The 25,653-nt window shown below is 65.7% G+C and carries 18 protein-coding genes and 8 pseudogenes; 20 read left to right on the forward strand and 6 right to left on the reverse strand.

Annotated elements, in window-relative coordinates:
- The first annotated feature begins 162 nt into the window (after positions 1 to 162).
- The 5 genes and pseudogenes from CKW46_RS09915 to CKW46_RS09935 all read left to right on the forward strand — a co-directional run bounded on the left by CKW46_RS09915 (position 163) and on the right by CKW46_RS09935 (position 2,748).
- Positions 163 to 681 carry a DUF5994 family protein gene (locus CKW46_RS09915; protein WP_223162077.1) on the forward strand — a complete coding sequence of 173 codons (519 nt, stop codon included), beginning with the start codon at positions 163 to 165 and terminating at the stop codon, positions 679 to 681.
- 129 nt (positions 682 to 810) lie between these two features.
- Complete coding sequence (locus CKW46_RS09920) at positions 811 to 1,044, forward strand: hypothetical protein (protein WP_117435747.1); 234 nt, start codon at positions 811 to 813, stop codon at positions 1,042 to 1,044.
- Positions 1,045 to 1,114: 70 nt separating this feature from the next.
- A pseudogene (locus CKW46_RS09925) lies at positions 1,115 to 1,848 on the forward strand (DUF2652 domain-containing protein).
- A 48-nt stretch (positions 1,849 to 1,896) separates the two neighbouring features.
- Positions 1,897 to 2,274, forward strand: a complete 378-nt coding sequence (locus tag CKW46_RS09930) for a nuclear transport factor 2 family protein (RefSeq protein ID WP_117435748.1) — start codon at positions 1,897 to 1,899, stop codon at positions 2,272 to 2,274.
- A 69-nt stretch (positions 2,275 to 2,343) separates the two neighbouring features.
- Complete coding sequence (locus tag CKW46_RS09935; RefSeq protein ID WP_011740450.1) at positions 2,344 to 2,748, forward strand: nuclear transport factor 2 family protein; 405 nt, start codon at positions 2,344 to 2,346, stop codon at positions 2,746 to 2,748.
- Positions 2,749 to 2,758: 10 nt separating this feature from the next.
- On the opposite strand, the gene CKW46_RS09940 is transcribed toward CKW46_RS09935, so the two are convergent.
- Complete coding sequence (locus tag CKW46_RS09940) at positions 2,759 to 4,150, reverse strand: flavin monoamine oxidase family protein (RefSeq protein WP_482053108.1); 1,392 nt, start codon at positions 4,148 to 4,150, stop codon at positions 2,759 to 2,761.
- Positions 4,151 to 4,310: 160 nt separating this feature from the next.
- Here CKW46_RS09940 and CKW46_RS09945 point away from each other — a divergent pair, with 160 nt between their 5' ends.
- Positions 4,311 to 5,291, forward strand: coding sequence for an alpha/beta fold hydrolase (locus CKW46_RS09945; protein WP_161964823.1), 981 nt, complete (start codon positions 4,311 to 4,313; stop codon positions 5,289 to 5,291).
- Here the strand turns inward: CKW46_RS09945 and CKW46_RS09950 are convergent.
- Complete coding sequence (locus CKW46_RS09950; protein ID WP_482053109.1) at positions 5,286 to 6,632, reverse strand: flavin monoamine oxidase family protein; 1,347 nt, start codon at positions 6,630 to 6,632, stop codon at positions 5,286 to 5,288. The genes CKW46_RS09945 and CKW46_RS09950 overlap by 6 nt on opposite strands.
- A gap of 103 nt (positions 6,633 to 6,735) precedes the next feature.
- On the opposite strand from CKW46_RS09950, the gene CKW46_RS09955 reads away from it, so the two are divergent.
- Positions 6,736 to 7,734, forward strand: a complete 999-nt coding sequence (locus tag CKW46_RS09955; RefSeq protein WP_015354921.1) for a TIGR03617 family F420-dependent LLM class oxidoreductase — start codon at positions 6,736 to 6,738, stop codon at positions 7,732 to 7,734.
- Positions 7,735 to 7,795: 61 nt separating this feature from the next.
- Here CKW46_RS09955 and CKW46_RS09960 read toward each other — a convergent pair.
- Positions 7,796 to 9,962: pseudogene (locus CKW46_RS09960) on the reverse strand (PE family protein).
- On the opposite strand from CKW46_RS09960, the gene CKW46_RS09965 reads away from it, so the two are divergent.
- Positions 9,849 to 10,115, forward strand: coding sequence for a hypothetical protein (locus CKW46_RS09965; RefSeq protein WP_341723497.1), 267 nt, complete (start codon positions 9,849 to 9,851; stop codon positions 10,113 to 10,115). The pseudogene CKW46_RS09960 and the gene CKW46_RS09965 overlap by 114 nt on opposite strands.
- Positions 10,116 to 10,175: 60 nt before the next feature.
- Here CKW46_RS09965 and CKW46_RS09970 read toward each other — a convergent pair.
- Together CKW46_RS09970 and CKW46_RS09975 are read right to left on the reverse strand one after the other, a co-directional pair.
- Positions 10,176 to 11,300 (reverse strand): annotated as a pseudogene (locus CKW46_RS09970) (Rv3169 family protein).
- Positions 11,300 to 12,379: a phosphotransferase family protein gene (locus CKW46_RS09975; protein ID WP_482053390.1), complete on the reverse strand. Its 1,080-nt coding sequence runs from the start codon at positions 12,377 to 12,379 to the stop codon at positions 11,300 to 11,302. Before CKW46_RS09975 ends, CKW46_RS09970 begins: the two are co-directional and overlap by 1 nt.
- 101 nt (positions 12,380 to 12,480) lie before the next feature.
- On the opposite strand from CKW46_RS09975, the gene CKW46_RS09980 reads away from it, so the two are divergent.
- The 8 genes and pseudogenes from CKW46_RS09980 to CKW46_RS10015 form a co-directional block, all read left to right on the forward strand.
- Positions 12,481 to 13,083 carry a TetR/AcrR family transcriptional regulator gene (locus tag CKW46_RS09980; protein ID WP_012393258.1) on the forward strand — a complete coding sequence of 201 codons (603 nt, stop codon included), beginning with the start codon at positions 12,481 to 12,483 and terminating at the stop codon, positions 13,081 to 13,083.
- Positions 13,080 to 13,946, forward strand: a complete 867-nt coding sequence (locus CKW46_RS09985) for an SDR family NAD(P)-dependent oxidoreductase (RefSeq protein WP_482053111.1) — start codon at positions 13,080 to 13,082, stop codon at positions 13,944 to 13,946. Before CKW46_RS09980 ends, CKW46_RS09985 begins: the two co-directional genes overlap by 4 nt.
- Before the next feature lie 116 nt (positions 13,947 to 14,062).
- Positions 14,063 to 15,043 (forward strand): annotated as a pseudogene (locus tag CKW46_RS09990) (DUF4129 domain-containing protein).
- On the forward strand, positions 15,040 to 15,522 hold the full coding sequence (locus CKW46_RS09995; protein WP_015354925.1) for a hypothetical protein: 483 nt from the start codon (positions 15,040 to 15,042) through the stop codon (positions 15,520 to 15,522). Before CKW46_RS09990 ends, CKW46_RS09995 begins: the two are co-directional and overlap by 4 nt.
- Before the next feature lie 48 nt (positions 15,523 to 15,570).
- A complete protein-coding gene (locus tag CKW46_RS10000) occupies positions 15,571 to 16,539 on the forward strand; it encodes an AAA family ATPase (protein ID WP_015354926.1) in 969 nt (322 codons plus the stop codon).
- Positions 16,540 to 16,552: 13 nt separating this feature from the next.
- On the forward strand, positions 16,553 to 17,830 hold the full coding sequence (locus CKW46_RS10005) for a DUF58 domain-containing protein (RefSeq protein WP_482053391.1): 1,278 nt from the start codon (positions 16,553 to 16,555) through the stop codon (positions 17,828 to 17,830).
- Positions 17,831 to 17,888: 58 nt separating this feature from the next.
- Entirely contained in the window at positions 17,889 to 18,281 is a 393-nt protein-coding gene (locus CKW46_RS10010; RefSeq protein ID WP_117436503.1) for a hypothetical protein, read from the forward strand.
- 220 nt (positions 18,282 to 18,501) lie between these two features.
- Positions 18,502 to 19,572, forward strand: a pseudogene (locus CKW46_RS10015) (PPE family protein); the annotation flags it as partial.
- A gap of 19 nt (positions 19,573 to 19,591) precedes the next feature.
- Here the strand turns inward: CKW46_RS10015 and CKW46_RS10020 are convergent.
- Positions 19,592 to 20,795 (reverse strand): annotated as a pseudogene (locus tag CKW46_RS10020) (ISAs1-like element IS2404/ISMul1 family transposase).
- Positions 20,796 to 20,937: 142 nt separating this feature from the next.
- Between CKW46_RS10020 and CKW46_RS10025 the strand changes: the two are divergent.
- The 4 genes and pseudogenes from CKW46_RS10025 to CKW46_RS10040 all read left to right on the forward strand — a co-directional run.
- Positions 20,938 to 21,423: pseudogene (locus tag CKW46_RS10025) on the forward strand (pentapeptide repeat-containing protein); the annotation flags it as partial.
- Between the two features lie 651 nt (positions 21,424 to 22,074).
- Positions 22,075 to 23,277, forward strand: coding sequence for an ISAs1-like element IS2404/ISMul1 family transposase (locus CKW46_RS10030; protein ID WP_420811857.1), 1,203 nt, complete (start codon positions 22,075 to 22,077; stop codon positions 23,275 to 23,277).
- Between the two features lie 462 nt (positions 23,278 to 23,739).
- A pseudogene (locus CKW46_RS10035) lies at positions 23,740 to 24,229 on the forward strand (PPE family protein); the annotation flags it as partial.
- Positions 24,230 to 24,231: 2 nt separating this feature from the next.
- Complete coding sequence (locus tag CKW46_RS10040) at positions 24,232 to 25,620, forward strand: beta strand repeat-containing protein (RefSeq protein WP_412176900.1); 1,389 nt, start codon at positions 24,232 to 24,234, stop codon at positions 25,618 to 25,620.
- Positions 25,621 to 25,653: the final 33 nt, after the last annotated feature.

A 25,653-nucleotide genomic window follows, 5' to 3' on the forward strand; every position in this document is an offset into this window, starting at 1 on the left:
TCTACCCGAAGCGAAGGGATCGCGGATGGATCGCCAAGTGTCTTGGCCGGGCCAACGGGAGGCGGTACCCGTTCCTGCGCCGCCAATCTCGCCGCGGCAAATTGGGCGCCAAGGTCTTGACGGCACAAAGCGTGCTGTCGCCGGCGCGATGTTGTTGACGCCATGAGCGCAACTGCGGCTGCTCGGCGCTTGGCTAGTCCGGTGCGGGTTGCCGTGGCGATCGATCTGGGTGCGGTCCTTGACGGGGCATGGTGGCCACGTACAGCCTCGATATCCCAGGAGCTGCCCGAGTTGGTCGACGCCCTGTCCTCGCGCCTGGGCAAGATCATCGAGATCAGCGTCAACTGGTCTTCGCTGGACGGCTCACCGGATCTCGACGCGCTGAACCCGCTCAGAAGTGGTGAACCCGCTCGGCCCGCCGGGCGCCAGCGGCTGATGATGATCACGGGTAGCCGGGCCTCGGCAAACCTGCTGGTCGTACCGTGCCGAACCTCGGTCGCCCTGGCGAAGATGATCCTGCGCAGTGCCGCGCGGCTGCCCATCATGCCCATCGAACGCGAAACCCAGGAATTCCGGACCAGCGACGACGTGGTGCGGGCCGCGCGTGCACAGAGCGCCTTGGGTGGGCAACATCCGCCCGATTGCGAACCTGACCCCGCTGCTCCAGCGATTCCCGATTGATCAATCCGCCCGAACCCCGGGGCGTCGGCGAGCTTACGTGCGGGTACCACAAACTCCGGTCCGCCCAATCCGAGCGACCGTATCGGCAACGCGTCACCTTTGGCGCGCAGTGAGAAAAGGATGGGTGTTATGGCCATGCAGGACAGGTGTGATGCACCACAGGTTCATCCATCCGAGATTCGGATCGGTGACACCATCGGCACCATGGACGACGAACATCTTCCATTCCTGGTCAAGCTGATCAGCGAACCGCAGCGAAGTCCGCAGCGCTGGACATTTTTCGGCAGCGACGAGCGGGGTCTGCAGCACGTGAGCACCTGTGGCGAGGACCAATTGGTTCACCGATACAGCAAGGCGTCGTGACGGCGCCGTTATCACCCGATTGCCAGTGCCCCTACCTCGACCGGGATTGAGTCACTAGACTCCGGAGTTCATGGCCATTCGTCGCGCTGTGCTCGCCATCTCCGACATCGGCGGATACACCAATTACATGAATTGGAACCGGATGCACCTGGCCCACGCGCAGTGGGCGGTCGCCGAACTGCTCGAGGCGGTCATCGACGCCGGCAAAGGCCTCAAGCTGGCCAAGCTGGAGGGGACGCGGCATTCTTCTGGGCCCCCGGCGGAGACGCGAAAGTCGTTGTTTGTGAACGTATCGCGGCCATGCGGCAAGCCTTTATGGAACGACGGGAACGGATCAAGAAGGACATCTCCTGCGACTGCAAGAGCTGCGCACAGCTCGATGATCTGTCGCTGAAGTTCGTCGCGCACGAGGGCGAGGTTGCCGAGCAAAAGGTCAAGCGCCGACTTGAATTGGCCGGGGTCGACGTCATCCTGGTGCACCGGATGCTGAAAAACTCGGTGCCGGTGTCGGAGTACGTGCTGATGACCGAGTCCGTTGCGGAATGCCTTGATGAGTCGATACGCGGGCTCTCGATGCCGCTGACCCACGATTTCGAAGGCATTGGTCAAACGCCGACGTACTACATCGATCTGGCCACCGCCGAGGTGCGTCCCGTGGTGCCCGAACGCGGTTTCGTGAGCCGGTTTTCGGAGATGTTCAAGTTCGAGCTGAAGTCGCTGCCATTCATCCTGGGCGCCAAGCAGGCGTGCGCGGGCTTCCGCAACCTCGATCGCGGCCGAGCCGAGGGACTGCCGGCGGCCTGACGTGGCGCCGCCGTCGTAAGCCCACCCGAGCCTGGCTAGGATCACGGGGTGTCGATTGCGCTGCTTCGTGAGATGTTCGAGAAGATGGTCGTTGCCAAGAACGCCGAGTTGATCGGGCATTACTACGACCCTGACTTCGTGATGTATTCCGACGGGCTGCGCCAGGAATTCGCCGAGTTCAGCGAGGGGCACCGCAAGATCTATGCGAGCGCCATCAGCTACGCGATCGAATACGACGAGGACGCGTGGGTGCAAGCCCCCGACCGGGTCGCCGGACGCGTGTGGATCACCACATCGCGGCCCGGGGAAAAGCCGAGGCGAATCGAAGTCATACTCATCGCCGCATACCGAGACGGCCGCATCCACCGAATCTGGGAGACAACATGGCCGAGTTGGCGCAATGTGGCCGCGCTCGAAGACTACTGATCGGCCCCGTCCGGTAGCACCGCGACGGCCTGATGCGCGCGCCAGCGACCACCGATCGGGCGGTGGTGGATGAGGCCTGAACCTGCGGCGGTCGCCCGGGACTTCATTGCGGCGTTCTCGGCGGCGGACTTTGGCGCGATGCGACATCTGCTCGCCGCCGACCTGATTGCGCACATCACCAACGCCGATGGCGGTGCGGACGTCGTCAACGGACGCGAAGACTACCTGCGCCGCATCGAGGCAATGGATCTGGATGCGGCGCAGTTCCGGGTCGAGTTGACCCAGCCGCCCCAGCCCGTCGATACCGATCGTGTCCTGGTCATGGTCGAGGTCCGTGCCCGTAAAGGCGACAGTGACCAGCTCCAAGACCTGCACAACTACGCGGCCCACTTATTGCGGGTCGTGCGCGGACAGATCGCAGAACTCCACATGGTTGACGCGAAACCCGCTGAAAGCGCCAGGTTTTGGGCCTAGCGCGGCGTCGTCACTGCAGCTGGCGCATCAACTCGGCGGCCGCGGATCGGCCGCTGATCAGCGCTCCGTGCACGGTGGCGGGATTGTCGACCCCCACGGCTTCACCGGCCAGGTAGAGCCGATCGCTGATCGGTTCCTGCAGCTGGCGGCGATCGTCGAGGCCGGATCCCGGTGCGTGAAAGGAATACGAGCCGAGGGCAAGGGGATCGGTGCTCCAACCCGACGATCGGACCTCGGCGGGGGCGATGTCTTTGCCGAACAGCTGCCGGGCGACCGGTAGCGCGCCAGACATCAACTCACTGGGGGAGCAGGACTCCACGTGCCGGCCACGACGGCCGGCGTTGAAGGCCAGCACAATTGGGCCCGCGGCGGCCGGCAGGGTAAGCCACTGTGACCACATGCTGCCCGGGGGGCCGAGGAACTGGTAGAAGGCGTTGTCGGCATCCCAGGTGCGTCTGTCGAACCGGAAGTAGCTCTTGGACAGGACTCCAAATCCCAACGCGGCTATGGCGCGACGGTGGTCATCGGGCAGGGGAGGATCAAAGGTGATGGCGCCGGCTTTCAGGACGCCCAGTGGGGCGGTGACTATTGCCGCGGGCCCCTGGAAGGTTCGGCCCGCCGCCCGCACCAACACCGAGTCATCCTTGTGCACAATGGAATCGACCTTCGTGCCGAAGACGATCGGCAGCCCGTCGGCGAGGCGCCGCGGCAATGCGTCGTAGCCGCTGGTGATAACGACCTGCGGCCCGCTCGAATACGTGCCCTGGTCGTAAGTCGTCGCGGAGAGCTGATCCGCGTCCGCGGCGTACTCGTCTTCGATCACGGTGTTGACGTAGTAGGCCAACTCGGCGCGCTCCCGGTCGGACAGGTCGTCACGGGGGGCCTGAGCGTCCAGCGCCGCGGCCAGACTCCCGTCGTCGACATCGCGGCGAGCTTGGGCCACCAGCCGTCGCCAGGTGTCGTCGTCGTAGCTGATCGGCTCGAGGCGCGGGTCAACCGCCAGCTTGGCCGGGGTGTCATAGTCGGTTGGCGCAAGCCGTGCCTCGACTTGGCCGGCCAGCTCGACGAGCGGATTGTCGGTCGTGCCGTGGATCCAGGAGGCGCCCATTTCCAGCGGCACGCCCCAGTCCCGGACGGTATTGACCCGGCCGCCGACCCGATCGCGGGCCTCGATCAGCCGCACCGGCCATCCGGCATTGGCAAGTGCACGCGCGGCGCCCAGCCCGGCCATCCCGGCGCCGATGACCAGAATCGACCGCGTATCCGTCTTATCCGCCGGCGTTGCGGGGGCGCTCGGCCGGGCTGCGTGATCCGACGCGCATCCGGCGCCCAACTCGGCAGCGGCGCCGCAGCTCAGGCCCGCTGTCGCCGCCAAGAATTTCCTGCGGGGTACCCGGGACACGTCGTCAGCGTCTCATATTTCACCCGATCGCGGCTGGTCCGCGGCCCGGGGGTCGTTATCGGACCGTGTTCGGGGATTGTGATCGGCGGCACATTGCGCTCATGTAAACTTGCGCCCATCCAGAAGGCGGCAACGGGGCCGCGTTGAAGGGGGAGCGGCGATGAGTGCTCGGAAGGCCACCGACGGCAAGGCGCATACCAAGGCGCCCGCTGCATTGCCGGACGTTCTACCCCCGAGCCGCAGCCTTACCGTCCGCGCGGCGGACGGCACCGCACTGCACACCCAGGTCTTCGGGCCGGCCGATGGCTACCCGATCGTGTTGACGCATGGTTTCGTCTGCTCCATCCGGGCCTGGGCCTACCAGATCGCCGACCTGGCGACCGACTACCGGGTGATTGCATTCGATCATCGTGGTCACGGGCGCAGCGGCATCCCGCGGCGCGGCGGCTACACCCTCGAACACCTTGCCTCCGAACTGGATTCGGTATTGGATGCGACGTTGGCCCCGCACGAGCGGGCGCTGATCGCCGGACATTCGATGGGCGGCATCGCTATCTCCGCTTGGTCCGAGCGCTACCGGCACAAGGTGCATCGGCGTGCCGACGCCGTCGCATTGATCAACACCGCCACCGGCGACTTGCTGCGCAAGATCAGAATGCTGTCGGTGCCGCGGGAATTGTCGGCGGCTCGAGACTTTGCCGGCCGGGGTCTGATCAACGCGTTCGGCGGGTTTCCGCTCCCGAGCGCAGTCCGGATTCCCACCCAGTACTTGATCGCGATGATGGCGGTCGGGGCCGACGCCCATCCAACCGCGGCACGCCTGCTCTACGAACTGTTCGCGCAGACGTCGGCGGCGGGCCGTGGCGGCTGCGCGCGGATGCTGGTCGGCGAGGTCGGATCGCGCCACATCAGTCTGGACGGTTTGACGGTACCGACGCTGGTGATCGGCAGTGAGCGTGATCGGCTCACGCCGATCAGCCAGACCCGCAAGATCGCAAGCACTGCGCCCAACGTCTTCGATTTGGTCGAATTGCCGGGCGGGCATTGCTCGATGCTGGAACAGCACCACGAGGTGAACCGGCACTTGCGGACAGTCGTCGATTCGGTCGGCGGCCGCTCCCGGGCCCGCATCAGCTCATAGCAGGGCGGCGACCTCCGCGGCAGCGCGTTGGCCCGACCTGACCGCCCCGTCGAAGTAGCCGGTCCATTCGTCCGCGGTCTCGGTACCGGCCCAGTGAATCGGCCCGACCGGTTTTCGCAATAACTGGCCGTATCTGGTCCACGACCCTGGCGGTACCGCGGCGGTGGGTCCGCCTGGCGCGAATTGTTCTGTGCCCCAGCAGTAATCGGCGTAGTCGAGGGGCTCGAGCGCGTCATCTCCGAACAGCGAGGCGAAACAGCGCAGCGTCCGGTCGCGACGCTGGTCGGCAGATAGCGAGTCGAATTCACGGGCGTCGACGAAGCCCATCAGAATGCCGGGACCGTCGTCGTGCGGACTGGCGTCGAAGGTGATGAAAACGGGGCCCATGTCTGACAACGACTGCCCGGTGAAGCCGTTGATGCGCCAAAATGGCGTCGAATACGCCGCGTAGGCCTTGCTCAACCGGCCCTGCGGCCAGTTGTCGGCGAGTTCCTGGTACCCGGTGGGCAGCGGGGGGTTGAACTCGATGGCGGCGCGATGCGCGGGCGGAATCGCGACAATGACAAAGCCCGCCTCGGCCTGGCCTTGATCGGAGGTGACGGTCACACCGGCACCGTGTCGGTCGATGCGACGAACGGGTGCGTCCAGCACGACATGGGTGCCCAGTTCGGCCGCGGCCAGTTCGGCGATCTGCTGGGTGCCGCCGGGGATGAGCTCCTGCTGGGCCCCGTTTTCCACATCGAGCAACCGGTCCAGCCCGCCGGCGGCCCGCACGTAGCGGGCCGCGTGCAGCATGGACACGTCGTCGGGCTCGCACCCCCAGGTCACCCGGGTCATGATCGCCATCAGGTCGTGTGAGGACGCAGAAGCGCGAACCGATCTCAGCCATTGCCGCAGCGAGACACCGTCGAGGTCGGCGGCCCGGTTCGCAGCCCAGGGAGCCGATATCGGGATGCTGCGGGCAAGCCTCTCGAATTGCCAGCGTAGCCGCGCGATGTCGAGCAGCCCCGTCAGCGAAAGTCTGGGAATGGTGCCGCTGTAGGGGCGGACCCCGCCGCGCCAGCGGATCACGTTCTTGCCGTCGTGGAAGGTCGGAACGGTGGGAACACCCAACTCGGCGGCCAGCGCCAGGACTGCGTCCTGGGTGGGGCCAACGAACGAGCCGCCCATATCCGCCGGCAATCCGGCGATGGAGCCGGTGAAAGAGCGGCCGCCAACGCGATCGCGACCTTCTAGTACCAGCACATCATGACCTTGACGCGCCAGGTCGCGGGCTGCGGCCAGACCGGCAAAGCCGGCGCCCACTATCACCACGTCGACAATCCACGATGGGTTTGTCACGCCCTCCAGTGAACAGCATCTCAGCCCATCCGTACGCTAAATTTCGATTGCCCGAAATTCCGGCGGGCGGCGGCGCTGCCCACATTGTCGACAGGCAGGTGCGTTGAGGGTCTTCACCGCGTTGTACGGGTTAGCCGACGCCGCCGAGCGGGCGCGGGAGCTGCGGGACGCCGGTGCGAGTGGGGTAGCCACCTTTGAGGGCCCACACGACGTATTCGCTCCACTGACCCTCGCCGCCACGGTAGGCGGCCTGGATCTGATGACCAACGTGGCGATCGCTTTTCCACGTAATCCGATACACCTGGCCCATCAGGCCTATGACCACCAGCTGCTCAGCGGCGGCCGATTCATCCTGGGCCTTGGCACCCAGGTGCGCGCCCAGATCGAGGATCGGTTCGGCGCCGCGTTCGACCACCCGGTGGCCCGGATGACCGAGCTGATCGCTGCCTTGCGGGCAATCTTTGCTGCCTGGAATTGCGGTGACCGGTTGAACTTTCGCGGACAGTTCTACCGGCACACGCTGATGACACCGACTTTCAACCCCGGCCCAATTCCCTTCGGCCCGCCCCCGATATACGTCGGTGCGCTCGGGCCCAGGCTGACCCGGGCCGTCGCCCAGCATGCCGATGGTCTGCTGGTAATGCCGTTTGGCTCCAAGCGTTTTCTGCATGCCAACACGATGCCGGCGGTACACGAGGGGCTGCGTGCCGGCGGGCGTCAGGCCGGCGAATTCACGATAATTCCGGAGATCATTGTGTCGGCCGGCGACACCGAGGCCGACCGGGAACAAGCCGCCGCGGGCACCCGACGGCTGCTGGCCTTCTACGGGTCTACCCCCGCCTACCGGCCGGTGCTGGCGGCGCACGGCTGGGAAGGCTTGCAGCCCGAACTCAATGCCCTGTCCAAGCAGGGGCGCTGGCAGGAAATGGGCGCGCTGATCGACGACACCATGATGCACACCTTGGCGGCCTGCGGCACACCCGCCGACGTTGCGGCGCACATCCGCGATCGGGTGGATGGGATCTCTGACACCGTGTGCCTGTATCAGGCCGCACCCATTGGGCTTCGCACGCTCGCTGCGATCATCGACGAGCTGCGCTGAACCAATTGGGTTGTCTGTCAAGCGCTTCGGGGCCCTGATGGATTCGGGGCGGGCGCATCGGCTAGGGCAGGCCGTCGCTTCCGTCTTGGCCGAGCAGCAGCCCACCGGAGCCGCCGGCACCGCGAGTGCCGGTGCCGGCGCCCACACCGCCGTTGCCGCCGTTGCCGCCGGTGCCGATCAGCACGGCGTTACCGCCAATGCCACCGGCCCCGCCGCTATCGCCGACACCCAACGATTCTGCGCCGGAACCGCCGGCCCCGCCGGTACCCAGCAGTATTCCGCCGGCCCCGCCGGCCCCACCGCAACCGAGCAAGCCGGCATTGCCGCCGGCCCCACCGGAACCGCCGCCGTTGGCGACACCGAATCCGCCGAAGCCACCGGCCCCGGCGCTGGAGAACAACAACCCGGCATTGCCGCCGGCCCCACCGGCACCGCCGGTGTTGCTGCCGAACCCGCCGTCGCCGCCGATCCGGCCGCTGCCGAACAGCAACCCGGCGCTGCCGCCGGCCCCACCGACAGCGCCGTCGGCGACGGCGCCCGCTCCGCCCGTTCCGCCGGAACCACCCGGGCCGCTGAGCAGCCCGGAATTGCCGCCGGCCCCGCCGGCGCCACCAGCACCGGTAAGGCCGTAACCACCGGCCCCACCGTCACCGCCGCCGGCTCCGACCAGCCCACCCAGCAGCCCGCCGGCTCCGCCAACACCACCGGCCGCGCCGTTCAACGCGCCGAAGCCGCCAGTCCCGCCGATCCCTCCGCCGCCCCACAGCCCGCCGGCGCCGCCGGCCCCGCCGACGCCGCCATCCGCGGTCGATGAGTATCCGCCGGAACCGCCGGCCCCACCGGTGCCGGTCAGCCATCCGCCGGCCCCGCCAGCCCCGCCGGACCCGCCGGTGCCCCACATGCCGGCCGCACCGCCAGCCCCGCCATCGGCACCGGTGCTCATCGCGCCGGACCCGCCGGCCCCGCCGTCTCCGAACACCCATCCGCCCGCGGTCCCGGCGGCGCCGCTGCCCGCGGTCCCGGCGGCGCCGCTGCCCGCGGCCCCGGGGGTGCCGTTGCCGATCAGCGGGCGCCCGGTGAGGGTCTGGACGGGCGCGTTGACCGCGCCCAGTGCTTGTTGTTGGAAGGTATGCAGTGGCGAGGTGCTGGCTGGCGCGTTGAATCCGTCCAGCCCCAGCAACAGCCCGCTGGTCCCGCCGACCCCCGTCGCGCCGGCCGCCGGGCCGGTCCCGCCGACACCGGCATTGCCGCCGTTGCCGATGAGCACCCCAGTGCCCCCCGCGCCACCGTCCCCGCCGGTGGTGCCGACCCCGCCGTTGGAGTACTGCAGCCCGCCGTTGCCGCCGGCCCCGCCCGCGCCGCCGTCGGAGGAGCCGTACCCGCCGGCACCGCCGACGCCGCCGGCCGAGAACAGCAACCCGGCGTTGCCGCCGGCCCCGCCGACCCCACCGGCGCCGGCAACTCCGCTGCCACCGGCCCCACCGGCCCCGCCCGTGCCGAACAGCGCGCCGGCGTTGCCGCCGGCCCCACCATTGCCCCGTCCCCGCCGGTACCGACTCCGCCCGTGTCGCCGGCCCCACCCGGGCCACCGAACAGTCCGGCGTTGCCGCCCGCCCCGCCATCGCCCCCGGTCCCACCGGCGCCGAACCCGCCGGTCCCGCCATGGCCGCCGCCGGCACCGACCAGCCCGGCCAGCAGCCCGCCGGCGCCACCGGCCCCACCGGTCCCGCCGACCCCGCCGGGGCCGTACCCGCCGGCGCCACCGAGACCCCCGGCACCCAACAGTCCGCCGCCCCGCCAACCCCGCCGACCCCGCCGGTCGGGTTGGCGACGGTGCCCGGTGTCCCCGAGCCGCCGATCCCGCCGTCACCGAGCAACCAGCCGCCATCGCCACCGTTGGCTCCGGTCCCCGGGGCCCCGTTGGCGCCGTTGCCGATCAGCGGGCGTCCCGTGGCCGCCAGCAACGGCGCGTTGATGAGGGTCAACAGCTGCTGCAGCGGGCCGGTGTTGGCCGCTTCCGCGGCGGAATAGCCGCTGGCGCTGGCGCTCAGGGCCGCCACGAACTGGTCGGAAAAGACCCCCACCTGGGTACTGAGTTGCTGGTAGGCCAGGCAATGGCCGGAAAACTGCGCCGCGATCGCCGCCGACACCTCGTCTTGGGCCGCGGCCACGACCGTTGTTATCTGGGTAGCGGCGGCCGCATTGGCCGCATTGAGGGTCGTATTCAGGCCTGCCAGATCGTTTGCCGCGGCCTGCACCATGCCGGGCACCACGTCAACAAGCGTCATGTCACACCTCCGCTGGGTCGTTACACCCGGGCTGCGGCTCGGATCTCCATCGATACGCTCGGCAAACTGGAGCCTACTGCGGATGCGGTGTGAAATACCAGGTTCTTGGCGCTCTGATCGCGTACGCCGGGCGTCGAGCAACGCGCGGTGCGGTCAGGGCGCAACCGTGAGCCAGTCGGAGAATCCCGACGGGTCGTGGCGTCCCAGCGCCCCGTGCTCGTAGAGGCCCCAGCCTTCCACCGGATCCGTGTCGCCGTCACGGCATACCGCGCGGCCCACGTGGTCGATGACGCCGAAGCCGGACCGCGCGATGATCGCCGGATCGGTCATGCCGTAGGTCAGCCGCTCGACGAACTTCTCGCCCTTCCACATGCCGTGCAGCCAGTCCGAATCGCCGCCGTAGCCACCGCCGACATGAATCGGAACCGCCAGCTTGGATTCCACATCGAAGTGCACCGGCGTGCCATCGGGTCTGGTGGCGTCGATGGTTGTCCCGGTCGGGATGCGGGTGCCCGAGCGGTAGTGAATCTTGACCCGCGGCCAGCCCAGCTGTTCGACGCGGCCATCACGCCAGATCCGGGTGCAGTCATTGAGCGAGCGGAATCCGCTGGGCTCCTCTTGAATGATCAGCACGATCGCGAAGTCGTCGAACGCCATGGGGACATACAGCCACCACATGCCCTCAAACGGCGGGTCCGCGGGTCGCCCAGCCGGCTCGGGCTCGCCGACCGGCCGGATGCCCCACGATCGGTCCCGACTACCGATTCAGGTCGCCGGGTCGACGTCGATCTGCTGCCCGTCGACCTGGATTTGGCCGCTCCAGGTGCCGAGCTGGGCGAAGCGCTGCGCATCCAGGGTCACCCGGTTGCCGGACCGCAGCAGATGCGGCTGCTCCGCAACGACGTCGAACAACCCCTCCCAGGTGAGATCGGCTGACACGCCTTCGGTTTCGTCCAGCACCAGGCGCAGCTTGCGCAGCGGCTCTATCACGTCGATCCGGTAGCCGTTGACATGCTGGTGCAGCCGGTCCTGATCGATCGCGTCCGAAAGGTGCACCGCGGTTTGGGTATCCCCGCGCCTGATCAGCAGGAACGCGTCCTTGACGCCGAGGTTGGGGTAGTAGCCGATACCGCTGATCACAAAGATGTTTCCGGTGCGGTCATGGGCGTTGAAGTAGGAGCGGTCGTAGAAATTGCGGTCGGAGGAGCCGGGCCAGGCGATCGGTTGGGGAAGTTGATGTACCGGGTACTCGTCGAGGGGGCCAAGTGGTTGCGGCATCAGCGCTCATCTCCGATCAGACGTTTCATCAATCCAGCGTGGTAGAAAAGTGATTCGACATCGTCGGGCTTTTCCACCTCACCGAAATGCACCCGACGCGCCCCGGTGCGCATGAAGACGCAGGCCCACATGACTCCGGAATAGACGTAAAACCAGTGCAGGTCACCAAGTTGGGTACCGGTGAGTCGCTGGTAGGTGCGGCGTACGTCGTCCTCGCGCATCACCGTGGGCAGCCCGGGCAACGTCGCCAATCCGGCAAATTCTTCAAAAGCCATGTGCGCAAATATCATCCACGCGACATCGAGTTCGCGGGGTCCCAACGTGACCATCTCCCAGTCCAGTACCGCCACGGGCCGAAAGTCGCGGTACAAGACGTTGCCCACCCGGGCGTCGCCCCAAAGCAGCACGGGTTCGCGTGCGGCCACCTCGCTGGGCCAGTGCTCTTGCAGCCACTGGAAGGTCCGCTCTATCAGCGCGGAGTTGCCGATGCCAGGTACCGCGAAGTCGTACCACGAGCGCACCCAGTCGAAATGCCTGCGCAGCGCGGTGTCACCGGACGGCCCGTCGGACAGGAAGCCAAATGTGTCTTGCGGCTTCGGTATTGAATGCGGCATGGCCAACAGTCCGACGGTGGCGTCCTGTAGCTCACGCTGCCGCTCGGCCGGCGCATCGGCGAACCAGTTGTTGCCGAACGTGTAGGGCATCACGTCGGGCGGTACCACGCCCTCGACGTAGTCCATCAGAAAAAACGGCGTCCCCAGCACTTCTCCGGTGGGTTCCATCCAGCGCACTCGGGGCACCGGGACGTCGCTGAGTTCACCCACCAGCTTGATGACTTCGAATTGGTGGTCGAGTCGGTAGCTGGGGAACACGGGCACATCTCCGGCGGCCGGCGCCACCCGGGCCACCAGCTTCTGCTGCACCGGCCGGTGATCCTCGTGCCAACGTGCGGTCAGGATGATCGTTTCCGAAGACATCCCCGTCGAGTCGACACCGCTTTCCACGGTCACCTCGGGTGCCGCGTTGCCGGGCAGCACGCCCGCCAGCCACCGTGCCATCACTGCCGGCAAAGTCGTCATGTCGCGGCTGGAGCGCTGTAGGTGGGCTACATCTTCGACCGGCGTTTCGTTGGCCACAGCTGCTTCCTTCAAGAGGCAATTACGATACGGTAGGTAGCGTTATGAAAGCAGACCCCTCTTCCCTTGACAAGGCCCCCGGCGCCGGGCGGCCGCGGGATCCCCGCATCGACTTTGCCATTTTGAGCGCGACCATGGAACTGCTTGTGCAAATCGGCTATTCCAACCTCAGCCTGGCTGCTGTCGCGGAGCGGGCGGGCACCACCAAGTCTGCGTTGTACCGGCGGTGGTCGAGCAAGGCCGAGCTGGTCCATGAGGCCGCGTTTCCGGTGACGCCCAGCGCGCTGTCGGCTCCGGCCGGCGACTTCGCCGGAGATATCAGGATGATGGTCGCGGCGACGCGCGATGTCTTCACCACCCCGGTGGTTCGAGCCGCATTGCCGGGGCTGGTCGCCGACATGACCGCGGACGCCGACCTCAACGCCCGGGTGCTGTCGCGTTTCACCGAGTTGTTCGCCACGGTGCGTATCCGGCTGCAGGAGGCCGTCGACCGTGGCGAGGCGCATCCCGACGTGGATCCGAACCGGATGATCGAATTGATCGGGGGAGCCACGATGCTGCGGGTACTGCTGTATCCGGACCAGATGCTCGACGAGGCATGGGTGGATCAGACCACCGCGATACTCGTGCATGGTGTGACCCGGTGACGGGTGCGCTCGCCGGGCGGGCGGCCATCGTCACCGGCGCCAGCCGTGGGCTGGGGCGCGCCATTGCGCTTGCCTTGGCCGCCGAAGGGGCCGCCGTTGTCGTGGCCGGGCGTACCGAGCAGGTGTGGGACAGCCGCTTGCCCGGAACCATCGGTGACACCGTCGCCCAGATCGAGGCGGCAGGGGGACGTGCGGTGGAGGTGCGCGCCGATCTGACCGACCGCGACGACGTCGCGGCGCTGGTGACGGCGGCCCGGGACAGCCTGGGCCCCATCACAATTCTGGTGAACAACGCCGCGTTCACCGCCCCCGGACGGCCACCGGTGCCCGGTGCGGCACCGCGCGCCAAATCCAGCAGAGCCGCGGTCGGCAAGCCGGGCTGGCCCGGATTCGTCAGCGTCCCGTTGGCGGCGTACCGCCGGCACTTCGAGACTTCGGTTTTTGCCGCATACGAGTTGATGCAACTGAGCTGCCCCGACATGATCGCGGCGGGGGCCGGCTCGATCATCAACATCACTTCGGTGGCATCCCGGCTACCCGGCGACGGGCCCTATTCTGACCGCAGCGGCGGCGTCCTGCCCGGATACGGCGGCTCCAAAGCCGCGCTCGAACACCTGACCCAATGTGCGGCTTTCGATCTCGCCGACCACCACATCGCGGTGAACGCGCTGGCGCTTTCGAAGCCGATTCCGACCCCGGGGCTGTCCTATTACGCACGCGAATTCGATGACACCGCTTCGGCGGAGGAATTCGCGCGGGCGGCCGTGGTGCTGGCGTCGGTGGACGCCGACCTGGTTACCGGGCGCACCATCGGCCATCACGAAGTCCTCGACGGTAGCTTTCGGGCGTTCGGGCGCGACTAGCGCCCAGGGCGCCGAGGCGGCCAGCGATAGTGTGCGTGTTCCTGGCGGCGCGGACTCCTGACGTGCAACTATGAACAAAGACCATGCCGCAGATGGCGGCAGGCAGGTGTGTGCCGATGCCCGGAATTGACAAGCCGACGGGACGCGTTGTTGCGCTGATCGTGTTGCTGATTCTGGTTGCCGCTGCCCTGCGCGGCTATCTCCCGGACGACGATGGCACCTCGCACACCGAACCGGCTACCAGCCGTCCGGCGCTGGTATTCGTCATAGCGGTCTTGAGCGGCAGTGTCGCCTTGATGGCATTCGCCATCATTGCGCGGCTGCGGGATCCGCGCGCAGTGGCGCCCAGCGCGGGGGACCTCGCCCAAATGCTTGGCGGCGGACACCGACGAACCAGTTGACGGGTGTTGCTGATCGGACTCGCGGTGATTGCCGCCTATCTGCTGCTCACGCTGCTGCTGTCGCGCCTGTTTACCCCGGACGAAGTCGCGCCGTCGGCGCCCGCTTCCGATCCCGGCGTGCCGGCGCCGACCGGCGACGGTGCGCCCAGGCCGCAACAACCACAACAGCCTTCCGACGACAACATCAATACCCTCGAAATTCTGCTCGCAGCAACAGCGCCGTTGCTCCTGACCATCCTGGCTGCGGTGGCGGTTCTGTGGCGGCGCCGATGGCGTGCCGAGACCTCCAATACCCACACCGACGTTGCCGGCGAATCCCCGGAGCCGCCGCAACGTTCGCAACTGCTGGTGCGGGCGGCCAAAGTCGGACTGGCCGAGATAGCCGACCTCGAGCGCGATCCACGCGAGGCGATCATCGCCTGCTATGCGGCCATGGAACGCGAACTGGCCAATGTCCCCGCGGCCGCGCCGCGCGACTTCGACACCCCAACCGAGGTGTTGGCGCGCGCAGTGCAACATCATGCGCTGCAGGCCGATAACGCCGTACAGCTGGTGAACCTGTTCGCTGAAGCGCGGTTCAGCACGCATGTCATGAACGAGGGCCACCGCGAGTTGGCGGTGCGCGTTCTGCGGCTAGTGCTCGACGAACTCGCGGCGCCCGTGGGTGCCTCGACCGGCCGAGGCGATGAAATGTGAAAAGGCTTATTGTGCTGGGCGTTTTGCTCATTGTCGCGGTGGAGCTGCTGACGCTGGCCGTGCGTGACCACCGACTGGTCCTGGCGGCCTCGGGGGTGGCCGTCGCCCTGGTGCTGCTCAACATTCGTCGAGTGGTGGGGCACGCAATGGCGCCGCCGGCGGAGACGGACCCCGATGACGTGGGCGACGGACTGCGTCGCTGGCTGTCGGGTACCGAGACCACGATCCGTAGGTCGGAATCCACCCGGGCGGACTGGGACCGGCATCTGCGTCCGATGCTGGCGCGACGATACGAAATCGCGACCGGGCAGCGGCAAGCCAAAGATCCGGCGGCATTTCACGCCACCGGGCGCATGCTGTTCGGGGAGGACCTGTGGGAGTGGGTCAATCCGAACAATGTCGCGCGCACCGGGGATCGCCAGGCCGGTCCCGGTCGTGCGACCCTCGAAGCGATACTGCAGCGGTTGGAGCAGGTGTGACAGGCCCTTGGCATCGGGAGTTGAAGCGGGAGCGGATGTGAGCCGAACATGACCATGCCGGCCGCGCTGACGACCGCTGCCTGCGAGGCGGTGATCGATGAGATCGAACGCGTCGTGGTCGGCAAACGCGCGGCACTGACCCTGATACTCACCGCGGTACTGGCTCGGGGCCACGTTCTCATCGAAGACCTCCCCGGCCTGGGTAAGACGTTGATCGCGCGCTCGTTTGCCGCCGCGTTGGGGCTGGAGTTCAAACGGGTGCAGTTCACTCCCGATCTGCTGCCGGCAGACCTGCTCGGCTCCACCATCTACGACATGCAATCGGGTCGCTTCGAGTTTCGGGCGGGGCCGATCTTCACCAACCTGCTGATGGCCGACGAGATCAATCGCACGCCGCCCAAGACCCAGGCGGCGCTGCTGGAGGCGATGGCCGAAGGACAGGTCAGTATCGACGGCCAAACGCACAAGTTGCCCATGCCGTTCATCGTGTTGGCCACGGACAACCCGATCGAGTACGAGGGCACCTATCCACTGCCGGAGGCGCAGCTGGACCGGTTCGCCATCCGGCTCGAACTGCGCTACCTCTCCGAACAGGATGAGACGGCGATGCTGCGGCGCCGGCTCGAACGCGGGTCAGCCGAGGCGACGGTGAACCAGGTGGTGGACCTGCACGACCTGTTGGCCATGCGGGAATCGGTCGAGCAGGTGACCGTTCACGACGATGTCTTGCAGTACGTGGTGTCGTTGGCCACCGCGACCCGCAACCATCCGCAGGTCGCCGTCGGTGCCAGCCCTCGGGCCGAACTCGACCTGGTCCAGCTCTCCCGCGCCCGGGCGCTGCTACTCGGGCGCGACTACGTGATCCCCGAAGACGTCAAAGCGCTGGCTACCGCGTCAATCGCGCACCGGATCACCTTGCGTCCGGAAATGTGGGTGCGCAAGATCCAGGGAGCCGATGTCATCGCAGAACTGTTGCGGCGCTTGCCCGTTCCGCGCACCAATGCGGGAAGCCGATGAGCGACGGCGCGATGTGATCCAAACTCGTGATGTCGAGTTGCGCTGGCGTGCTTCGCCACTGACGCTGGCCGTCGCCACGTGCGCCGGAGTGGCCCTGGCCGCCGCCCTCATTGCCGGCCGGTGGCAACTGACCGCGTTCGCGGCGCCACTGCTCGGCGTGCTGTGCTCGATCTACTGGCAGCGGCCGGTCCCGACCGTTCATGTGCACGCCGAGCCCGATCTGCAGCGTTGCTTTGAAGACGAGCGGGTGGGCGTGAAGGTTTGGGCAACAGTGGATTCGGCGGCCGGGGAGGGAAGCGAGGCGGTCCTGGTCACCGTCCGGGCGCCGGCCGGCATGCAGCTCGACATCGACGCGTCGAGTTCACGCCAGGCAAAAAGCGTTGAGGTGGTGACACAGCGGTGGGGCCGCTATCCCATCGAGGCGCGCGTCGATGTCGTCGCGCGCGGCGGGCTGTTGATAGGCGATGGGACGGTCGAGGCCGCCCAGGTGGTCGTCTTTCCGCTCACACCGCCGCAGCCGACGGCCATTCCGCAGACCGAGCTGCTCGACCGGTTGGGTGCCCACCTCACCCGGTACATCGGCCCAGGCGTCGAATACGCCGACATTCGCCCCTATGTTCCGGGGGACCAGCTGCGGGCGGTGAACTGGGCGGTCAGCGCGCGGCGCGGACGTTTGCATGTGACGCAGCGGTTGACCGACCGAGCCGCCGACGTCATCGTGCTGATCGACACTTACCGGCAGCCGCCGGGCCCGGCCAGCGAAGCCACCGAGCGAGTAGCGCGCGGGGCGGCTCAGGTGGTTCAGACCGCCCTGCGCAATGGTGATCGGGCCGGGATCATCGCGCTGGGCGGCAATCGCCCGCGGTGGATGGGAGCCGACATCGGCCAACGTCAGTTCTATCGGGTGCTCGACACCGTGCTCGGTAGCGGCGACCGGTTCGAGAAGACGACCGGGACACTCGCTCCGCGTGCCGCCGTTCCGACCGGGGCCATTGTCATCGCGTTCTCCATTTTGCTGGACACCGAATTCGCGCTGGCGCTGATCGACTTGCGTAAGCGGGGCCATGTCGTGGTTGCCGTGGACGTACTCGACGGCGCTCCTTTCGAGGGGGAGCAGGACCCGCTCGTGGTCCGGATGTGGGCGCTGCAGCGTGCCGGGATGTATCGGGACATGGCAACGGTGGGCGTCGACGTACTCGACTGGCCGGGAAACCGTGCACTCGAGCAGTCGATGGGGGCGTTGCCCGATCGCCGCCGTCGGATCCGCGGACGGCTGCGGGGGAGCGTCTGACATGGGATAGGTGGCCGGAACCGGCAGTCGAGTCCTGTCCCCGGTATTCGGGCTGCTCATGGTGGGCGCCGCCGGTGCCGGAGCTCAGGGGCCGGTAATCGTCGCTCTGGCCGGAGCCGTCATTGCCTTGGTAGCGGGAATCTTGGTGCGTACGGCGGCAACGGTTGCGGTATTGCTGACGGTGCTGGCGCTGGTGTTGTCGGCGCCGCCGCAATTGCTTGCCGCACTGTGTGGCCTTTGCGCCGTGGCCTACCTGGTGAGCCGGCACGCGGCCGGGGCTCCCGCCGGCGTCGCGATGGCTACCTGGCCGACTATCGTTGCCGCCCTTGGATTTGCGTTCGCAGGCCTGGCGGCCACCGCATTTCCGCTGCAGGTGCCGTGGTTGCCATTGGCGGCGCCGTTGGCGGTGCTGGCAATCTATGTATTGGCCACCCGTCCGTTTCTGCACTGAACGTTTTTGCGGCGCCGGCGAGGATTGCGGGCCGGCGCGGACTGGCGTATTTCCGGCACGTAAAAGAAATTTCGCGAAACCCCGGATATCGGACTCCGATTTTCCTAGAGTCCTGTTCTACAGGCCGGGTCCAGGGGCCGACCGTCTGAGCAGGGCCAGATGTGGACGTGTCCGGGTGCGGGGCTGCGGTCTGTAGCGACTTCGAGAAAGGGATGGGCTGATGAGCTTTGCAGTGTTGCCTCCGGAGATCAATTCATTGCGAATCTTCGCTGGCGCGGGGTCCGCGCCGATGTTGGAGGCAGCGGTGGCCTGGGATGGGCTGTCGGCAGAGTTGGGGACGGCGGCGGAGTCGTTCGCATCGGTGACCTCAGGATTGACGGGTCAGGCGTGGCAGGGCGCGGCGGCCAAGGCGATGGCGGCGGTCGCGGCGCCCTACTCCAGTTGGTTGAGTGCGGCGGCCCGGGCGGCGGGGGCGGCCGGGCAGGCCAAGATGGTGGCGTCTGCGTTTGAGGCGGCACGGTCGGCGATGGTGCATCCGCTGGCGGTGGCGGCCAATCGCAACGTGTTTGTGCAGTTGGTGATGTCGAATCTGTTCGGTCAGAACGCGCCGGCGATCGCGGCGACCGAAGGCACGTATGAGGAGATGTGGGCCGCGGACGTGGCCGCGATGGTCGGGTATCACGGTGGCGCCTCGGCTGCCGCGTCGGGGCTGCCGTCGTGGCAGCAGGCGTTGTCGGGGTTGCCCGGCATAGGTCAAGCGGCGGCGGCGCCCGCGGCAGCGTTGTTCAACTTGCCTACCGTCAACACTGGCCTGGGCAACTCGGGCCAGTGGAATCTCGGCGGCGGAAACAACGGCTCGTTCAACCTGGGCAGCGGAAACTTCGGAAATCTGAACCTGGGCGGCGGCAACATCGGCAACCTCAACCTCGGTGGTGGGAACTTTGGTTTCGCCAACCTGGGCAATGGCAACATCGGCAATACCAACTTCGGTAGCGGCAACAACGGCAACCTCAACTTCGGCGGCGGAAACTTGGGGAACGGAAACTTCGGTCTCGGCAACTTCGGGAGCGGAAACTTCGGCAACGCCAACGGCATGGACCCCGTGTCGTTTAGCACCGGGAACAACATCGGTGACGCAAACCTCGGTGCCTTCAACCTCGGCAGCGCCAACATCGGTTTGTCCAACATCGGGTTGGCGAATATCGGAAATAACAACTTCGGATTCGGCAACGTGGGTAACAACAACATCGGTTTCGGTCTCACCGGAGATAACCAGGTCGGCATCGGTTCCAGGGCTCCGGCGTTGTTGATTAGCAGGCTTGTGAGCTGGGGAATTGTGGATTGAGGAGGTCTAGGCGGCGGTTGGCGGTCAAAGCGGTGATCCGGCAGGCTTCGGCGATGTTGTCGGCGCCGTTGAGGCGGTGCAGATTGATTGCGGTGTTGCGTAGCGTTGCTAGGACCTGTGCGCCGTTTCCGGTATGTGCCCTTTGACGGTCTTCGTCGAAGGTGACGTCGCGTATCCAGTGCAGGCTGTTCTCGATTCCCCAGTGTTGACGCATCCAGGTCATGATCGCGGTAGGGCGGGCGTGCTCGAACGGCAGGCTGCAGATGGCATAGACCACCTCCACGCTGCGCTGGTCGGTGGCGGTGATCAAGCGTTCACGAGTGATCCGGATGATTTGTTTTGCGTAGGGGAAGCCGATTCCTCGTGCAGCGGTGATGATTTGCAGGGTGCGGGTCTCGACACGGCCGTGGCCGCGGGAGTCGTCGGTAGCGGCTGTGGGCACCTCGGCCCAGGGCAGCGCGGTGATACGCGCAAGTATTTTGGCTTGGTTGGACTTGACGATCATCAGGTAGTGCGACTTCAAGGTGGCGCAGATCAACTTCGCGGTGACGACCTGGGTATGCATCGCATCCACGGTGACCAGCCACCGCAAGCTACCCGGCAGCAGCGTGAGCAGGGCACGTACGCAGGGAATTTCATTGCTTTTCTCGGCGACAGCGAGTTGACCGAGCACCAATCGGGCACGGTGGGCGAACACCGACACGAGATGCGTGGCTGTCGCTTTGGCGCGTAAAGGCACCACGCAGCATCTTGCCGTCCAACGCGATCGGCACCAATCCACTGGGGTCGCTGCTGGCCACGTGTGCAGTGAAGTAACTGCCCATCCTGGCGTTGAGGTCGGCGGGGTCTAGCCGAGACAAAACAGCGCGGAAGGTCTTCTCACTGGGCCGCCGGAACCGGACCCCTAATTGGGCCAACACATCATCGGGAGCGGTGGCCGCCCATGTGGCAAAACCAGCATAGCCGCGCATCCCCGCGGCAGTGGCCAGAACCGCGATCGCCAACAAAGCCATCAGCGAATACCTCCGACCGCGTGGGTCCCTCGGGTCTGGCACCGAGGCCAACACATCGAGAAACTCCGATCCGATGAGCTCGCTGCGCTCACCAGGACTCCAGCGGTCGAACACCTCTGGAACCGACGACACAGGCAATACTGAAACGGTAGGCACGGGCAACTCCAGACCAACGACGAACAGTAACCAACTCGATCGTTCTCCAGATAGCCCGTGCCTACACTCCGGCCCCAATAGCGCGGCACCAAAGATCATCAACCCAGCTCACAAGCCTGCTAATCAACAACGCCGGAGCCCTGGCATCGGTTCGTTGAACGCGGGCACCGGGAATTTCGGTTTCGGCAACTCCGGTGACAACAACATCGGATTCTTCAACTCCGGCAGCGGCAACGTCGGGGTGTTCAACTCCGGGGACGGCAACACCGGTTTTGGCAACTCCGGCGGCGTGAACTCCGGCTTCTGGAATTCAGGCGGGCTCAACACCGGTTTCGGTAACGCGGGCGCCAACAACCTCGGTTTTAACAACGCGGGCTCCAGCAATGTGGGTGATAGCAATGCCGGTGGTTCCAACATAGGCTCCGGTAACGCCGGCTACAGCAACACCGGTTTCTTCAATTCCGGGGGCTCAGCCACTTTCATCGGTGGGAACACGGGATTCTTCAACTCGGGTGACCTCAACACTGGCGGCGGCAACGCCGGCAGCGTCAACACCGGCTTCCTCAACTCGGGTGATTTCAACACCACCGTGGGCAGCGCCGACACCCCAGCCGGAGCCCTGGGTGGCATGACCGAAAAATTCATCACAACATCCCCTTCCGGCCGCAACCATCGGCGACCGCCCGCCCAGTTATTGCGACGGAGTCTACATAGATGTCGATTATCGGGAATAACTTTGAGCCACTTGATAATTCATAGTTGAATGAGATATTCAACGACCTGCTAGAAGCGAAATAGATTGTCGCTTAGATTATTTCATAACTCGATGAAATGTCGCCAACACTCCATTTGGTGAAATTAACCGGAGTTCTTGATAATTCATGGTGCGTTGAAATACGCACAAGGTGCGGACGCTACCGATTGCCAAGGCGGCGCACCGGCGACGCCGGTGGTCACTTCGGGTTGGGCATGCACACGACACGATCGCGACAGTCCGCCCGGTCGACATCAGCGGAAATCGGGTGGGCGCTCGGCAACCTGCGTGTCAGTTGTGAAAGATGGTGGTCCCGACGCCGCTGGGGCTGTTCGAGATGTATATCGCCTGCTGCCCGAAGGGGAGATATCCGGTATTCATCCAGGGCTCCGGCGTTGTTGATTAGCAGGCTTGTGAGCTGGGTTGATGATCTTTGGTGCCGCGCTATTGGGGCCGGAGTGTAGGCACGGGCTATCTGGAGAACGATCGAGTTGGTTACTGTTCGTCGTTGGTCTGGAGTTGCCCGTGCCTACCGTTTCAGTATTGCCTGTGTCGTCGGTTCCAGAGGTGTTCGACCGCTGGAGTCCTGGTGAGCGCAGCGAGCTCATCGGATCGGAGTTTCTCGATGTGTTGGCCTCGGTGCCAGACCCGAGGGACCCACGCGGTCGGAGGTATTCGCTGATGGCTTTGTTGGCGATCGCGGTTCTGGCCACTGCCGCGGGGATGCGCGGCTATGCTGGTTTTGCCACATGGGCGGCCACCGCTCCCGATGATGTGTTGGCCCAATTAGGGGTCCGGTTCCGGCGGCCCAGTGAGAAGACCTTCCGCGCTGTTTTGTCTCGGCTAGACCCCGCCGACCTCAACGCCAGGATGGGCAGTTACTTCACTGCACACGTGGCCAGCAGCGACCCCAGTGGATTGGTGCCGATCGCGTTGGACGGCAAGATGCTGCGTGGTGCTTTACGCGCCAAAGCGACAGCCACGCATCTCGTGTCGGTGTTCGCCCACCGTGCCCGATTGGTGCTCGGTCAACTCGCTGTCGCCGAGAAAAGCAATGAAATTCCCTGCGTACGTGCCCTGCTCACGCTGCTGCCGGGTAGCTTGCGGTGGCTGGTCACCGTGGATGCGATGCATACCCAGGTCGTCACCGCGAAGTTGATCTGCGCCACCTTGAAGTCGCACTACCTGATGATCGTCAAGTCCAACCAAGCCAAAATACTTGCGCGTATCACCGCGCTGCCCTGGGCCGAGGTGCCCACAGCCGCTACCGACGACTCCCGCGGCCACGGCCGTGTCGAGACCCGCACCCTGCAAATCATCACCGCTGCACGAGGAATCGGCTTCCCCTACGCAAAACAAATCATCCGGATCACTCGTGAACGCTTGATCACCGCCACCGACCAGCGCAGCGTGGAGGTGGTCTATGCCATCTGCAGCCTGCCGTTCGAGCACGCCCGCCCTACCGCGATCATGACCTGGATGCGTCAACACTGGGGAATCGAGAACAGCCTGCACTGGATACGCGACGTCACCTTCGACGAAGACCGTCAAAGGGCACATACCGGAAACGGCGCACAGGTCCTAGCAACGCTACGCAACACCGCAATCAATCTGCACCGCCTCAACGGCGCCGACAACATCGCCGAAGCCTGCCGGATCACCGCTTTGACCGCCAACCGCCGCCTAGACCTCCTCAATCCACAATTCCCCAGCTCACAAGCCTGCTAATCAACAACGCCGGAGCCCTGCAATGCCGGGGATTTCCACTCAGCTAGCGTGGGTCTCGGGAAGCCCGCACTGGTGAAGCTGCAGTGCCCATGAGTGCCCATGCCCATGCCCATGTCGCTTGGTGCCGCGGTGAGGGTGGCGGGGCGGTTTGGTAGGAGCCGGTGCATCGACGGCCGCCGCCACAACGTCGGGCCGGCCATGCGGGGCGGGATATTTCGGGGGCCGTGCCAATGCGCGCGATAAATTGAAATAGCATTCTGGAATTGTGTGCACGATCGGCAGCCGGATTCCAGCAATTTCTCGTGCAATTGCCCAGAAACCGACGGAATTTGACAGAACCGCTGGCAAAGCGGCAAGTTTTGCCTACAGTCTATTGCTACTGGTCGAGCGGAGCGCATGGCCACGCGTCATGGCGAACCGCCGCGGACAGACGCTTGGTGTGGTTCACGGAAGGACTGAGTGATGAGCTTCTTGCTGCTGCCGCCGGAGATCAATTCGGTGCGAATGTTTGCCGGTGCTGGGGCTGCGCCGATGCTGGATGCCGCGGTGGCCTGGGGTGGGCTGGCTGAGGAATTGGGGACCGCGGCGCGGTCGTTTGAGTCGGTGACTTCGGGGCTGGCCGGTCAGGTCTGGCAGGGTGCGGCGGCCGCGGCGATGGCGGCTGCGGCGGCGCCCTATACGGGTTGGTTGAGCGCGGCGGCGGCGCGTGCGGTGGGGGCTTCGGCCCAGGCCAGGGCGGTTGCCGAGGTTTTTGAGGCAGCGCGCTCGGCGATGGTGCATCCGGTGGCGGTGGCGGTCAATCGCAATGTGTTTGTGCAGTTGGTGATGTCGAATCTGTTTGGGCAGAATGCGCCGGCGATCGCTGCGACCGAAGGCGCCTATGAGCAGATGTGGGCCGCGGATGTGGCGGCGATGGTGGGCTATCACGGTGGGGCGTCGGCGGCAGCGGCAGCATTGCCGTCCTGGGAGGCGGGGCTACAGCAATGGATCTCGGGCCTACCGGGGGTAGCTCAGCTACAGGCCGCCGCATCGGCAATTCCCGCTTTCAACCTGGGGCTGGGCAATATTGGCGACTTCAACCTGGGCAACGGCAACACCGGGGATAACAACCTGGGCAGCGGCAACATCGGCAACCTCAACCTCGGGAGCGGAAACACCGGCGGCTCCAACGTCGGCAGTGGCAACTACGGCGACGGAAACCTGGGCAGCGGCAACTACGGCAATTCGAATCTGGGTAGCGGAAACGGGGTGCTCTCATCGGTCGGCAGTGACAGTAATGTCGGCAGTGGCAACCTCGGCAGTCACAACTTCGGCAACGGTAATACCGGCAGCAGTAACATCGGCAGCGGAAATATCGGCGACACCAACCGCGGCTTTGCCAACCTTGGCAGCAACAACTTTGGTTTCGCCAATCTCGGAGATGGCAACGTGGGGTTTGCCAACACCGGTAACAACAACATTGGCTTTGGGCTCACCGGCGACAACCAGATGGGCATTGGCGCGTTGAACACCGGACTCGCCAACACGGGTTTTGGCAACTCGGGAAGCAACAACATCGGGTTCTTCAACTCTGGTGACCACAACGTGGGCTTCTTCAACTCGGGCAACGGTAACTACGGCTTCTTGAACTCCGGTGATACCAACACGGGATTCGAAAATTCCGGCAGCGTCAATACGGGCGTTCAGAACGCTGGTGCCGCCAACTTCGGCGCCTGGAACGCGGGAGGCGGCAATTTCGGTTTCGGCAACGGTGGCGGCGGCAACTTCGGCTTCGGAAACTCGGGCCTGTCGAACACCGGCAGCTTCAACGCTGGCGACGTCAACACCGGTGACTTCAACTCGGGCAGCACCAACACCGGATGGGGGAATTCGGGGGACATCAATACCGGTCTGTTCAATTCGGGCAACCTGAACACGTCCATCGCGAGCTCCGCCACCCAGGCTGGCCCGAACTCGGGCTTCGGCAATACCGGTGCCGGACTCTCCGGCTTCAACAACTCCGGTGTCGATACCTCCGGTATCCAAAACGCCCAGTACGAAACCACCAAGACGCTTCCGCCGCCGGCGCCGCCGATCCCCATTCATTTCAACCAGGGGACATCGGGCTTTTTCAACATGGGCCCCGGCACCGCGGGCATCGGTAACTCCGGGGGCGGCCTCAACAGGGGGCTGTTCAACAACGGCTTTCTGAACATCGGTATCGCAAACTCCGGTGACAACGGTTATGTGTACGTGGCGCCGTTCATCACCATTTCGTTCACCTCGGGCGTCTTCAGCTCAGGAGCCTTCACTTCGGGCTTCTTCAACACCATGGACAACCAGTCGGGGTTCTTCCACCTCTAGCCCGCTGGTAGGGGCGATTACCCCCGTGAGTCA

Origin of the sequence: Mycobacterium liflandii, assembly GCF_022354805.1 — a bacterium.
GTDB classification, from domain to species: domain Bacteria; phylum Actinomycetota; class Actinomycetes; order Mycobacteriales; family Mycobacteriaceae; genus Mycobacterium; species Mycobacterium marinum.

Coding starts and splice junctions, on each gene's coding strand:
- CKW46_RS09945 (WP_161964823.1), top strand. CDS start 4,311: ATGAGTGCTCGGAAGGCCACCGACGGCAAGGCGCATACCAAGGCGCCC.
- CKW46_RS09980 (WP_012393258.1), top strand. CDS start 12,481: ATGAAAGCAGACCCCTCTTCCCTTGACAAGGCCCCCGGCGCCGGGCGG.
- CKW46_RS09915 (WP_223162077.1), top strand. CDS start 163: ATGAGCGCAACTGCGGCTGCTCGGCGCTTGGCTAGTCCGGTGCGGGTT.
- CKW46_RS10010 (WP_117436503.1), top strand. CDS start 17,889: ATGGTGGGCGCCGCCGGTGCCGGAGCTCAGGGGCCGGTAATCGTCGCT.
- CKW46_RS09935 (WP_011740450.1), top strand. CDS start 2,344: ATGAGGCCTGAACCTGCGGCGGTCGCCCGGGACTTCATTGCGGCGTTC.
- CKW46_RS10000 (WP_015354926.1), top strand. CDS start 15,571: ATGACCATGCCGGCCGCGCTGACGACCGCTGCCTGCGAGGCGGTGATC.
- CKW46_RS09965 (WP_341723497.1), top strand. CDS start 9,849: ATGGCCGGAAAACTGCGCCGCGATCGCCGCCGACACCTCGTCTTGGGC.
- CKW46_RS09920 (WP_117435747.1), top strand. CDS start 811: ATGGCCATGCAGGACAGGTGTGATGCACCACAGGTTCATCCATCCGAG.
- CKW46_RS09975 (WP_482053390.1), bottom strand. CDS start 12,379: ATGACGACTTTGCCGGCAGTGATGGCACGGTGGCTGGCGGGCGTGCTG.